The 12,461-nt window shown below is 72.1% G+C and carries 13 protein-coding genes; 4 read left to right on the plus strand and 9 right to left on the minus strand.

The features are described from left to right. The 4 genes from JYA75_RS18050 to arc form a co-directional block, all read right to left on the minus strand. Nucleotides 1-192 (minus strand): ubiquitin-like protein Pup, encoded by a 192-nt coding sequence (locus tag JYA75_RS18050; protein ID WP_003937722.1) that lies wholly within the window; start codon nucleotides 190-192, stop codon nucleotides 1-3. Between the two features lie 139 nt (nucleotides 193-331). Continuing rightward, nucleotides 332-1,825 (minus strand): depupylase/deamidase Dop, encoded by a 1,494-nt coding sequence (dop, locus tag JYA75_RS18055; RefSeq protein ID WP_006931182.1) that lies wholly within the window; start codon nucleotides 1,823-1,825, stop codon nucleotides 332-334. Nucleotides 1,826-1,835: 10 nt separating this feature from the next. Then, on the minus strand, nucleotides 1,836-2,267 hold the full coding sequence (locus tag JYA75_RS18060; RefSeq protein ID WP_006931181.1) for a nitroreductase family deazaflavin-dependent oxidoreductase: 432 nt from the start codon (nucleotides 2,265-2,267) through the stop codon (nucleotides 1,836-1,838). Between the two features lie 73 nt (nucleotides 2,268-2,340). After that, nucleotides 2,341-4,116: a proteasome ATPase gene (gene arc, locus JYA75_RS18065; RefSeq protein ID WP_029543755.1), complete on the minus strand. Its 1,776-nt coding sequence runs from the start codon at nucleotides 4,114-4,116 to the stop codon at nucleotides 2,341-2,343. Nucleotides 4,117-4,290: 174 nt separating this feature from the next. Here arc and JYA75_RS18070 point away from each other — a divergent pair, with 174 nt between their 5' ends. After that, the gene (locus JYA75_RS18070) at nucleotides 4,291-4,764 is read left to right on the plus strand and encodes a nuclear transport factor 2 family protein (RefSeq protein WP_185712757.1); all 474 of its coding nucleotides are present in this window, start codon (nucleotides 4,291-4,293) and stop codon (nucleotides 4,762-4,764) included. 60 nt (nucleotides 4,765-4,824) lie between these two features. On the opposite strand, the gene JYA75_RS18075 is transcribed toward JYA75_RS18070, so the two are convergent. Further along, on the minus strand, nucleotides 4,825-5,676 hold the full coding sequence (locus tag JYA75_RS18075) for a tRNA (adenine-N1)-methyltransferase (protein ID WP_029543751.1): 852 nt from the start codon (nucleotides 5,674-5,676) through the stop codon (nucleotides 4,825-4,827). 70 nt (nucleotides 5,677-5,746) lie between these two features. Between JYA75_RS18075 and JYA75_RS18080 the strand changes: the two genes are divergently transcribed. The 3 genes from JYA75_RS18080 (at nucleotide 5,747) to JYA75_RS18090 (ending at nucleotide 9,333) form a co-directional block, all read left to right on the plus strand. After that, entirely contained in the window at nucleotides 5,747-6,628 is an 882-nt protein-coding gene (locus JYA75_RS18080) for a RecB family exonuclease (protein WP_168579662.1), read from the plus strand. Then, a complete protein-coding gene (locus JYA75_RS18085) occupies nucleotides 6,625-7,446 on the plus strand; it encodes a thioesterase family protein (protein ID WP_006931174.1) in 822 nt (273 codons plus the stop codon). The genes JYA75_RS18080 and JYA75_RS18085 overlap by 4 nt, the downstream gene beginning before the upstream one ends. A 90-nt stretch (nucleotides 7,447-7,536) precedes the next feature. Then, complete coding sequence (locus JYA75_RS18090) at nucleotides 7,537-9,333, plus strand: alpha/beta fold hydrolase (RefSeq protein ID WP_185712756.1); 1,797 nt, start codon at nucleotides 7,537-7,539, stop codon at nucleotides 9,331-9,333. Nucleotides 9,334-9,355: 22 nt separating this feature from the next. Here the strand turns inward: JYA75_RS18090 and hisG are convergent, their stop codons facing one another. From hisG to JYA75_RS18110, 4 genes are all read right to left on the minus strand, one after another. Next, nucleotides 9,356-10,219 (minus strand): ATP phosphoribosyltransferase, encoded by an 864-nt coding sequence (gene hisG, locus JYA75_RS18095; protein ID WP_006931171.1) that lies wholly within the window; start codon nucleotides 10,217-10,219, stop codon nucleotides 9,356-9,358. A gap of 150 nt (nucleotides 10,220-10,369) precedes the next feature. Continuing rightward, the gene (locus JYA75_RS18100; RefSeq protein WP_003937712.1) at nucleotides 10,370-10,633 is read right to left on the minus strand and encodes a phosphoribosyl-ATP diphosphatase; all 264 of its coding nucleotides are present in this window, start codon (nucleotides 10,631-10,633) and stop codon (nucleotides 10,370-10,372) included. 77 nt (nucleotides 10,634-10,710) lie between these two features. Beyond that, nucleotides 10,711-11,598 carry a pseudouridine synthase gene (locus tag JYA75_RS18105; protein WP_185713476.1) on the minus strand — a complete coding sequence of 296 codons (888 nt, stop codon included), beginning with the start codon at nucleotides 11,596-11,598 and terminating at the stop codon, nucleotides 10,711-10,713. 2 nt (nucleotides 11,599-11,600) lie between these two features. Continuing rightward, nucleotides 11,601-12,461 carry a rhodanese-related sulfurtransferase gene (locus JYA75_RS18110; protein ID WP_006931162.1) on the minus strand — a complete coding sequence of 287 codons (861 nt, stop codon included), beginning with the start codon at nucleotides 12,459-12,461 and terminating at the stop codon, nucleotides 11,601-11,603.

The following is a 12,461-nucleotide window of genomic DNA, read 5'->3' on the forward strand; positions in this document are numbered from 1 at the left end:
TCACTGGCCGCCCTTCTGCACGTACGCACGCACGAAGTCCTCGGCGTTCTCCTCGAGCACGTCGTCGATCTCGTCGAGCAGGTCGTCGGTCTCGGCCGCGAGCTTCTCGCGTCGTTCCTGACCGGCACCGCCGTCGCCGACGACCTCGTCGTCGTCGCCTCCGCCACCGCGTGTGGTCCGCTCCTGAGCCATAGCGGTCGACCTCCTCGTTCGTTCGTGGGGCCCGCTCCGGCCTCGGCCGGTGCGAGCTCCGACTGCTCGGACCTCCACCCTACCGAGCAGATGCGACACTCCGCGCGACTACGCGCGTGTCGCGCCCGCCCGGGACGGGTCAGCTGGTCAGTTCGTCGACCAGTTGGGCCGCCGAATCCACCGAGTCGAGCAGCTTGCCGACGTGCGCGCGGCTGCCCCGCAGCGGCTCGAGGGTGGGGATGCGTACCAGGGATTCGCCGCCGAGGTCGAAGATCACCGAGTCCCAGCTGGCGGCGGCGATGTCGGCGCCGAACCGGCGCAGGCACTCGCCGCGGAAGAAAGCGCGGGTGTCCGACGGCGGGGTGTGCACCGCGTCGAGCACATCCTGCTCGGCGACCAGGCGCTCCATCGAGCCGCGGGCGACGAGCCGGTTGTACAGGCCCTTGTCCAGCCGCACGTCGGAGTACTGCAGGTCCACCAGGTGCAGCCGCGGCGCCGACCACGCCAGGCCCTCCCGGTTCCGGAAGCCCTCGAGCAGGCGCAGCTTGGCCGGCCAGTCCAGCAGGTGCGCGCACTCCATGGGGTCGCGTTCGAGCAGGTCGAGGATCATCGCCCACTTGTCGAGGATGTCGCGCACCCGCTTGTCGTCGGTGCCGTCGTGGAACTTCGCGACGCGCTCGTGGTAGATCCGCTGCAACGCCAGGCCGGTCAGCTCACGGCCGTCGGTCAGGGCGACGGTCTTGCGCAGCGTGGGGTCGTGGCTGATGTGGTGCACGGCGGTGACCGGCCGGGCCAGCTGCAGGTCCGACAGGTCCACCCCGGCCTCGATCAGGTCCAGCACCAGCGCAGTGGTGCCGACCTTGAGGTAGGTCGACATCTCGGCGAGGTTGGCGTCGCCGATGATCACGTGCAGGCGCCGGTACTTGTCGGCGTCGGCGTGCGGCTCGTCGCGGGTGTTGATGATGCCGCGTTTGAGGGTGGTCTCGAGCCCGACCTCGACCTCGATGTAGTCGGCGCGCTGGGACAGCTGGAATCCTGCCTCGTCGCCGGACTGGCCGATGCCGACCCGGCCGGAACCGGTGATCACCTGGCGGGAGACGAAGAACGGGGTCAGCCCGGCCACCACCGCCGAGAACGGGGTGTCGCGGGCCATGAGGTAGTTCTCGTGGGTGCCGTACGAGGCACCCTTGCCGTCGACGTTGTTCTTGTACAGCTGCAGGCGCGGCGCGCCGGGCACGCTCGAGGCGTGCCGGGCGGCGGCCTCCATCACCCGTTCGCCGGCCTTGTCCCAGATCACCGCGTCGAGGGGGTCGGTGACCTCCGGCGCCGAGTATTCGGGGTGGGCGTGGTCGACGTACAGCCGGGCGCCGTTGGTGAGGATCATGTTGGCGGCGCCGACTTCGTCGGCGTCGATGACGGGGGCCGGACCGTTGAAGCGGCCCAGGTCGAATCCGCGGGCGTCGCGCAGTGGGGATTCGACCTCGTAGTCCCAGCGGGTGCGCTTGGCGCGCGGCACCCCCTCGGCGGCCGCGTACGCCAGGACCGCCTGGGTGGACGTGAGGATCGGGTTCGCTGTGGGCTCGTTGGGTGAGGAGATCCCGTACTCGACCTCGATGCCGATGATCCGCTGCATGACGTCGAGATTAGGTGATCGGTGCCGGTCCGGCCGGGCCGGGCGGGCCGGGGCGGGCGGCGGACGGGGCGACGGCGGCGTCGAGATACTCGACCGAGCCGGTCGCGCGCAGGACCGTGCGGACGCCGGGCGGCGCCCACCGCACGGCCGGGTCGCGGCCGAGCACGGGGTCGACGAGGTCGATGCGGCGGCCGCGGGTGTGCAGGGTGCAGCCGCCGGCGGCGAGGACGTTGCGCACCCAGTCGGTGCGGGGGCCGTAGGTCAGGGCGATGCGGTAGCCGCCGTCGCGACCGAACACCAGCACCGGGGTGCGGTAGCGGCGCCCGGTACGCCGGCCGCGGTGCTCGATCACCGCCGTCAGCGGTAGGTGTCCGGCCACCGGCCGGGCGAGCCGGTTGGTGACGACCCTGTTGAACCGGGCCAGGGCGCGGGGCAGCGGCACGGTCAGCCTCCTGCCGGTCGCGTCGCACGCCGGTGGGGCCGCCGCGGGACGCGGCGACCCCACCGGCGCGGCGTCACAGGTACTGGCCCGTGTTCGACTCGGTGTCGATCGCCCGGCTGGCGCTGGCGTTCTTGCCGGTGACCAGGGTGCGGATGTAGACGATGCGTTCGCCCTTCTTGCCGGAGATCCGGGCCCAGTCGTCCGGGTTGGTGGTGTTGGGCAGGTCCTCGTTCTCGGCGAACTCGTCGACGATGGAGTCGAGCAGGTGCTGCACCCGCAGACCGGGCGCGCCGGTCTCGAGTACCGACTTGATCGCGTACTTCTTGGCGCGGTCGACGATGTTCTGGATCATCGCGCCGGAGTTGAAGTCCTTGAAGTACAGGACCTCCTTGTCGCCGTTGGCGTACGTCACCTCGAGGAAGCGGTTCTCCTCGCTCTCGGCGTACATCCGGTCGACGACCCGTTCGATCATGGCGCGCACGCACGCCCCGCGGTGCCCGCCGAACTCGGCGAGGTCGTCGGCGTGCACCGGCAGTCCCTCGGTGAGGTACTTGGAGAAGATGTCCAGCGCCGCCTCGGCATCGGGCCGCTCGATCTTGATCTTCACATCGAGTCGGCCGGGCCGCAGGATCGCCGGGTCGATCATGTCCTCGCGGTTGGACGCGCCGATCACGATGACGTTCTCGAGACCCTCGACGCCGTCGATCTCGGACAGCAGCTGCGGCACCACCGTGGTCTCGACATCCGACGACACACCGGAGCCGCGGGTGCGGAAGATCGAGTCCATCTCGTCGAAGAACACGATCACCGGCGTGCCTTCGGAGGCCTTCTCGCGGGCCCGCTGGAAGATCAGCCGAATGTGGCGTTCGGTCTCGCCGACGAACTTGTTGAGCAGCTCGGGGCCCTTGATGTTGAGGAAGTAGGACTTCGCTTCCTTCGAATCCTCGCCGCGGGCCTCGGCGATCTTCTTGGCCAGCGAGTTGGCGACGGCCTTGGCGATGAGGGTCTTGCCGCAGCCGGGCGGGCCGTACAGCAGCACGCCCTTGGGCGGGCGCAGCGCGTACTCACGGAACAGGTCCTTGTGCAGGAACGGCAGTTCCACCGCGTCGCGGATCTGCTCGATCTGCCGGCCGAGGCCACCGATGTCGTTGTAGTCGACGTCGGGAACCTCCTCGAGGACGAGGTCCTCGACCTCGGCCTTGGGGATGCGCTCGAAGGCGTAGCCGGCCTTGCTGTCGACCAGCAGCGAATCACCCGGCCGCAGCTTGAACGACGGCTCGGCGTCCTCGCTCACCTCGACGGTGCCGGCCGCCGCGGCGGCCGCGGCGGCGAGCGGCGCGGCCAGCCACACGATGCGCTCCTCGTCGGCGTGTCCGACGACGAGGGCGCGGGTGCCGTCGTCGAGGACCTCGCGCAGGGTGGTGATCTCTCCGACCCGCTCGAATCCGCCGGCTTCGACGACGGTCAGCGCCTCGTTCAACCGGACCGTCTGGCCGGAGACGAAACCATCGGGTTCGAGGTTCGGGGACACCGTGACCCGCATCTTGCGGCCGGAGGTGAACACGTCCACGGTCTGATCGTCGTAGATGCCGAGCAGCACCCCGTAGCCGCTGGGGGGCTGACCGAGCCGGTCGACTTCCTCGCGCAGGGTGATCAGCTGCTGGCGCGCCTCCTTGAGCGTGTCCATCAGCTTGCCGTTGCGCACGGTCAGGGAGTCGATCCGGGCCTCGAGGTCACGGACCTGTTCGGACGGTTCGACGAGCCGCCGCCGCAGGGCGGTCGCCTCGGCGCGCAGCGCTTCGAGTTCTTGTGCCGCCGCAACCGAATCCGGGTTCTCTGTCGAGCTCATGTGCGACTCCCTCCACTATCGGTCTTTCCACGCTACCGGCAGACGGCCGACTGTGTGGTGCGACGCGAAATCGGCATGCTGCGAATGCGTGTCGGACTCCTCACGGCCGCGGGCCCGAATCCCCGATACCGATGTTAGCCTTGCCTTTCTCTCTGCCGGGTCGAAAGGATTCCCGTGACCACTCGCACCAGACGGGCCGCTGCCGCCGTCGCCGTCGCCGCACTGACCGCGCTGCCCGCCTGCGCCGCCGACGACTCCGCCGGTGGGTCGCCCACATCCTCCGCCGCGACGACGTCCGCGGCCGGCCCCGCCGCCGCGGCAACCGAGGGCGAGCTCGAAGCGGTACTGACGACGTTCTTCGACCCGGCGGTGTCGGCGGCGGACAAGGCCGTGGTGGTCGAGGACGGCGACGACCGGGGCGCGCTGCTCGAGCAGTTCAACGGGGTGCTCGCCGGCTACCCGCTCACCGCCGACGTCGAGTCCGTGAACGCCGTCGACGACGACACGGTCTCGGCAACCGTGCAGGTCACCGGTCCGCACGGCGGCGCCCCGATGCCGCTGACGTTCGAGCGGGAGGACGGCACCTGGCGGCTGGAGGACGAGAGCACCTGCCAGCTCCTGGCGATGGGGTCGCTGAACTGCTCGTGACCGGGGCGGCTCGGCCGCCGTGGAGATCAGGCGGCTCGGCCGCCGTGCGGACCGGAGCGGTCAGCCCTTGCTGGGCCGGCGCTGCGGCTTCGGTGTGACGGTGCCCTCGGCGAGGCGGCGGGCGCTGACCAGGAACGCGGTGTGCCCCTGCATCCGATGCTCCGGACGCACGGCCAGGCCGACCACGTGCCAGCCGCGCACCATCGACTCCCACGACCGCGGTTCGGTCCAGCAGGTCTGCTCACGCAGCGCCTCGACCACCTTCGACAGCTGAGTCACCGTCGCCACGTACACGATCAGCACCCCACCGGGTACCAGCGCCTTCGCCACCGTCGGCAGCGCGTCCCAGGGGGCCAGCATGTCCAGCACCACCCGGTCGACCGGACCGTGCCGGTCGAGGTCGTAGTCCGCGACGTCGCCCACCGTGAGATCCCAGTTCCCGGGACGCTCCCCGAAGAACGTCTCGACGTTGCGCACCGCGTGCTCGGCGTGGTCGTCGCGCACCTCGTAGGAGATCACCCGGCCGGTCGGCCCCACGGCCCGCAGCAGCGAACAGGTCAGCGCACCCGAACCGGCGCCCGCCTCGAGCACCCGGGCGCCGGGGAACACGTCGCCCTCATGCACGATCTGCGCGGCGTCCTTGGGGTAGATCACCTGCGCCCCGCGCGGCATGGACAGCACGTAATCGGTCAGCAGCGGCCGCAGCGCCAGGTAGGGGGTGCCGTTGGTGGAGGTGACGACGCTGCCCTCGTCCGTGCCGATGAGCGCGTCGTGCAGGATGCCGCCGCGGTGGGTGTGGAACTCCTTGCCCGCCTCGAGCACCACCGTGTACTTGCGGCCCTTGGCGTCGGTGAGCTGCACCCGGTCACCGACCTCGAACGGTCCGCTGCGCCCGAGTCCACCTGCTGCCATCGCCGTATCCACCTTCGTCCGCTCCGCCGGTACCGACACCGTGTCGGTCCCGGGCCATACCCTGCCAGGTGTGAGCACAGCCGCGACGACGCCCCCCACCGACGACCGGCCCGCGGCCCCGCGGACGCCGGCGCTGTCGCCGTCGCGCGCCGCCGACTTCAAACGCTGTCCGCTGCTGTACCGGTTCCGGGCGATCGACCGGATCCCCGAGGTCCCGTCGCGGGCCCAGCTGCGCGGCAGCGTCGTCCACGCAGCCCTCGAGGCGTTGTTCGCGCTGCCGGCCGCCGAGCGGCGGCCCGGACCCGCCGGCGAGCTGGTGGCACCGGCGTGGCAGCGGCTGCTCGAGGAGGCACCCGACCTCGCCGACGTGATCGGCCCAGGCGAGCGCGACCGGTTCCTCACCGAGGCCCGCGCCCTCGTCGCCCGCTACTTCGCACTCGAGGATCCCACCGGGTTCACCCCGCAAGCGTGCGAGCTGCGCGTGGAAACCGAGCTGGACGACGGGCTGCGGCTGCGGGGCTTCGTCGACCGGATCGACATCTCCCCCCAGGGGCTGGTGCGCGTGGTCGACTACAAGACCGGCCGGGCACCCCGCGAGACCGGCGAGGCGGCGGCGCTGTTCCAGCTGAAGTTCTACGCGCTGATGGTGCTGCGCACCCGCGGGGTGGTGCCGGCGCGGCTGCGGCTGCTGTACCTGGCGGACGGACAGGTACTCGACTACACCCCCGACGGGGACGAACTGCGCCGCTTCGAGGGCACCGTGCGCGCCCTCTGGGCGGCCGTGCGCACCGCGACCGACGCACGGGACTTCCGGCCCAACCCGGGGCCGCTGTGCCGGTGGTGCGATCATCGGGTGCGGTGCCCGGCATTCGGCGGCACCGCCCCGCCCTATCCGGGCCGGCCGGACGAGCCCGCCGGCGCGGCCCGTCCCGAGGAGGAAACGAGCGAGTGAGCGACGCGGCGTACTTCGTGCCGATCGACGGCGGCCCCGGCGACGGGGGCACTGCCGTCGAACGGTTTCGGCCCACCGCCCATACGGTCAGCACGTGGGCACCGACGATGCAGCACGGCGCCCCGCCGTCGGCGCTGCTGGCCCGCGCCCTCGAACGCTGCGGCCGCCGCCCCGACGCCCGACTGACCCGCATCTGCGTCGAACTGCTCGGCCCGGTGCCGCTGACCGAGATCGAGGTCCGCACCCGCATCGACCGCCCCGGCCGCAAGGTCGAACTCGTCGTCGCCGAGCTGTGGGCCGCCGGCCCGGACGGCACCCCCCGAGCGGTGGCCCGTGGCACCGCCTGGCGCATGCAGACCGCCGACCTGCCCGAGGTCGCCCACGCCGCGGACGCGCCGCTGCCGCCGCCGGCGCAGGGCGTCGTCGAACACCCCGGCTCGGCGTTCTGGCAGACCGGATTCGTGCGCACCCTGGACTGGCGCACGATCACCCCGATCGGGGCGCCGGGGCCGTCGGCGGCGTGGCTGCGCACCGACCTGGCGCTCGTCGAGGGCGAGGCCCCGACCCCGGTCGAGCGGCTGTTCACCGTCGCCGATGTCGCCAACGGCGTCGGTTCCAAACTCGACCCCGCCGTCTGGACCTTCCTCAACACCGACCTGACGGTGCACCTGTTCCGGGAACCGGTCGGCGAGTGGGTCGGCATCAGCGCCGAGACGTCCACCGGCCCGGACGGGGTGGGCATGACCGCCGGGGTGCTGTACGACGAGGACGGCGCCGTCGGACGGATCGCGCAAACCGTGCAGGTCCGCCCCCGCTGACCCCGCCGCGGGCACCGATCACCGGGCGGGCGCCGGCGGACCGTGCCACACTCGACCGGACATTTCGGTCGGCACCAAGGGGAGGACGACATGCCCGCGACCGGTCCCCACCGCAGAGCCCGCGCCGCCACCGCCGCGCTGCGCACGGCACCGTGGTGGACGTCCGTGCTCCTCGGACTCGTCTGCCTGCTGCTCGGCCTGCTGCTCACGACGAGACCGCTGACCTCACTGTCCGCGCTGGGCCTGCTCATCGGCCTGGCCGCGATCACCGCCGGCACCGCCGACCTGCTCGCCGCGTACCGCTCCCACGCCGGGGCGGTGGCGACCGCCACCGCCCTCGCCTGGATCGGGTTCGGCATCGCCGTCCTCGCCTGGCTCGGCCGGGCCCTGGATCTGCTCGCCCCCGCCGTCGCGCTCGCCCTCGTCGTCGGCGGCGCCCTGCGTCTGGTCCGCGCCGCCCGCGGCGACCTCGACGAGCGACTCACCACCGCAGTCCTCGGCCTCGCCGACATCGTGTTCGGTGTCCTCGCCTGGCGCTGGCCCGACGTCACGGTCCTCGTCGTCGCCTTCCTGTTCGGCATCCGCACCGTGTTCTTCGGCCTCGCCCGCATCGGCGACGGACTCGCCGCCCTCGACGACCGCACCCCCGGACCCACCCCGACGGCGCCCCGCCGCACCCCGGCCCGGTACCGGCGACCGGCCGTGGCGGTTCTCGCGCTGCTCGTGGCCGTCGCCGCAGCCGGCGTGGCGGTCCGCCTGCGCGCCGGCTCCCCCGTCGTCGACGCGTTCTACACCGCACCGCACCGGATGCCCGATCATCCCGGCGCGCTGCTGCGCGCCGAACCGTTCACCCGCGCCGTCCCCGACGGCGCCGAGGCCTGGCGCATCCTCTACACCACCACCCGCGACGACGACCAGCCCGCCGTGGCCAGCGCCCTGGTCGTGGTCGCGAAGAACGCCCCGCCCGGACCTCGACCGGTGATCGCCTGGGCCCACGGGACCACCGGTTTCGCCGAACCCTGCGCGCCCACCCTCCTCGACGACCCGCTCGGCGCCGGCGCCCTGCCCGCCGCGTCCGCGCTCCTCGACCGCGGCTGGGCCCTGGTGGCCACCGACTACGTCGGCCTGGGCACCGCAGGCCCGCACCCGTACCTGATCGGGCAGGGCGAAGGACGCTCGGTGCTCGACGCTGTGCGTGCGGCCCACCACCTCGACCACTTCGACCTCGCCGACCGCACCGTCGTCTGGGGGCACTCCCAGGGCGGGCACGCGGCCCTGTGGGCGGGGCTGCTCGCCCCCACCTACGCCCCGGACACACCCGTCGCCGGGATCGCCGCGATGGCCCCCGCCAGCGACACCGTCGCGCTGACCACCGGACTCGACACCGTTCCCGGCGGCAGCGTGTTCGCCTCGTACGTCCTCGCCGCCTACACCGCGGTCTACGACGACGTCGACGGCGACACCTACGTCGGGCCCGCCGCCCGCACCCTCGTGCGCGAGATGGCGACAAGGTGCCTGTCCGAACCCGCCGTCTACGTCTCGGTCCTGTCGGCACTCTCGCTCAGTCGCGACCGGTCCGTGCTGCGCACCGACCCCACCACCGGACCCCTCGGCCGCCGCCTCGCGGAGAACGTCCCCACCGGCACGACGGCCGTGCCCGTCCTGCTCGCGCAGGGCGCCACCGATTCCCTCGTCACCGCCGCCGTGCAGGACGGCTACGTGCGCGACCGCTGCGCCGAGAACTGGGCCCTGGACTACCGCAGCTATCCCGGCCGGGACCACCTCGGGCTCGTCGCCGAGGACTCCCCGCTCGTACCCGAACTACTCACCTGGACCGAACAGCGTCTCGCCGGCATCGCCGCCCCCGGCACCTGCCCCGGGCGCTGACGCGCCGGACGCTCGGCCGCGGCTACTCGGCGCCGCGCATCGCGCGGCACGACCGGATGTCCGTCGCCAGGATCGCCCGCGCCCCGATCTCGGCGAGCCGATCCATCACCGCGTTGTGGCCCTTGCGCGGCACCATCGCCCGCACCGCCACCGACGAGTCGTCGGCGAGCGGTGAGATCGTCGGCGACTCCAGACCCGGAGTGATCTGCACCGCCTCGTCGAGAACCGGCTTGGGGCAGTCGTAGTCGAGCATCACGTACTGCTGCGCGAACACCACGCCCTCGATGCGGGCGACGAGCTGGTTGCGCGCCGAATCGCCGCGGCTCGCGCCCTCCTGCTCGATCAGCACGCCCTCCGAGTCGCACAGCGACTCCCCGAACGCCACCAGATCGTGCTGGCGCAGCGTCCGGCCGGAGCCGACGACGTCGGCGATCGCGTCGGCCACCCCCAGCTGAATGGAGATCTCCACCGCGCCGTCGAGGCGGATGACCGTCGCCTCGATCCCCCGCGCCGTCAGATCACGGCGGACCAGGTTGGGGTACGACGTCGCGATCCGCAGGCCGGCGAGGTCCTCGATCTTCCAGTCCCGGCCCTTCGGCGCCGCGTAGCGGAAGGAGGAGTACCCGAACCCCAGAGCGAGCCGCTCGGTGACCGGCGCCGCCGAATCCAGCGCCAGGTCACGGCCGGTGATGCCCAGATCGAGCTCGCCGGAACCGACGTAGATGGCGATGTCCTTCGGGCGCAGGAAGAAGAACTCGACGTCGTTGACCGGGTCGATAACGGTCAGGTCGCGCGAGTCGGTGCGGCGCCGGTATCCGGCCTCGCGCAGGATTTCGGCGGCGGACTCGGACAGCGAGCCCTTGTTCGGAACTGCGACGCGCAGCATGGACGGTCCTTTCGGCAACGGTGCGAAGAGCAGGGAAGGAACAGGCGGAAGGTCTCGCGGGCACGACGGCCGGCCCCGGGGCGGCTGCCCGACGGCGAGCCGTCACACATGCCCGACGGCGAGCCGTCACAGATGCCCGACGGCGAGCCGTCACAGATGCTTGTAGACGTCCTCGAGCTTCAGACCCCGCCCGACCATCAGCACCTGCACCCAGTACAGCAACTGCGAAATCTCCTCCGCCAGCTGCTCGTCGCTCTGGTACTCGGCGGCGATCCACACCTCGCCGGCCTCCTCGATCACCTTCTTGCCCTGCGCATGGACGCCGGCGTCCAGGGCGGCAACGGTGCCGGACCCCTCGGGACGGGTGACGGCACGCTCGGACAGCTCGGCGAACAGGGAATCGAAGGTCTTCACGGGGGTTCATTGTTTCATGACCGCGGCGTGCTCCCGCACCCAGTGCCGCGACCGCCCCGGGCGCCCGGCCCGGACCGTCAGAACTCGAGGGCGAGGCCGCTGTCGAACCGGCGGCGCCGCCCGGTGCGCGGATCGTCGAACTCGACGGTCCGCGCCAGCAACCGCAGCGGATCCGAGAAATCGTCCGGCGCGCGGCGCCGGAACCGCGGATAGAAGTTGTCCCCGACGATCGGCGCCCCCAGCGAGCTCAGGTGCAGCCGCAGCTGATGGGTGCGCCCGGTCCGCGGATGCAGCCGGTACCGGGCCAGGTCCCCGCGCCGGTCGAGCAGCTCGATCCGCGTCTCGGAGTTCGGCTCGCCGGGCTCCTCCACGGCCGTGAGCTCGCCGTGCCGCTTACGGATCCGGCTGCGCACCGTGCGGGGGAACTCGAGTCCCGGCCGGAACGGGGCGATCGCCTCGTACACCTTGCGCACCCGCTGCCGCTCGAACAGCTGCTGGTACGGCCCCCGCAATCCCGGATCGGTGGTGCACAGCAGCACGCCCGCCGTCATCCGGTCCAGACGGTGCACCGGAACCAGGTCCGGCAGCCCGAGTTCCCGGCGCAGCCGCACCACCACCGTCTCCCGGATGTGCGCGCCCCGCGGGATCGTCGCCAGGAAGTGCGGCTTGTCCGCGACGAGGAGCCCCTCGTCGCGGTGCAGGACCGTCACCGGGAACGGCACCGGCACCTCCGGCGGCGGCTCCCGGTAGAAGTACACGAACCGGCCCGGCTGGTACCGGGTCTGCGCGGTCACCGGCCGGCCGTGCTCGTCGACGAGCTCACCGGCCGCGACGTGGCGGTGCCAGTCCTCGCCGGGCTCGGCGCCGCGCAGGAACCCGAGGATCGTGGGGGCGGGATCGGTGACGGGCAGCCGCAGCCGGTCCGGGCCGAGACCGTCGCGTACCGGCAGCGGCGACGCAGCCACCGTCAGGGCCCGACCGGGTCCGGCACGCACGCCTCGCACACCAGGCTCAGCTCCCGGCCGTTGACGTCCGGGTGGTTGCGGTAGCGCGAGGTCGGCGCCCGGCACAGCGTGCACCGGCCCAACACCGCCGCCGCGTCCGAGAACTCGACGTTCGTGCGGCCGTCGAAGACGTACAGCGAACCCTCCCACAGCCCGTCGTCGCCGAACGTCTCCCCGTACCGGACGATGCCGCCGTCGAGCTGATACACCTGCTCGAACCCGCGGTTGCGCATCAACGCGGACAGCACCTCACAGCGCACCCCGCCCGTGCAATAAGTCACCACCGGACGTGACTTGAGGTGGTCGTAGCGGCCGCTGTCGAGCACCGACACGAACTCGCGCGTGGTCCCCACATCCGGCACGACCGCCCCGCGGAACCGGCCGATCTCCGCCTCGAACGCGTTGCGCCCGTCGAAGAACACCACCTCGTCGCCGCGCTCGCCGATCAGCTCGTGCAGCCCGTGCGGCGACAGGTGCACCCCACCGCCGACCACCCCGTGCTCGTCGACCTTCAGCTCGTGCGGCGCCCCGAAGGTCACGATCTCCGGCCGTACCCGCACCGACAGGCGCGGAAAATCCCGCCCGGTGCCGTCCGACCACTTGATGTCGGCGTCGGCGAACGGCGCGTACGCGCGGGTGCCGCGCACGTACCGCTTGACGTCGGCGATGTCGCCCCCGACGGTGGCGTTGATGCCGTGCTCGGAGATCAGGATGCGACCGGTGAGATCGTTCGACGCCGCCAGGGTGTGCTGCCACAAGCGGATCGCCTCCGGATCGGCCAGCGGCGTGAACCGGTAGAACAACACGATCTTCGGGATCGCCAC

Origin of the sequence: Rhodococcus sp. PSBB066 (assembly GCF_017068255.1) — a bacterium.
Classification (GTDB): domain Bacteria; phylum Actinomycetota; class Actinomycetes; order Mycobacteriales; family Mycobacteriaceae; genus Rhodococcus; species Rhodococcus aetherivorans.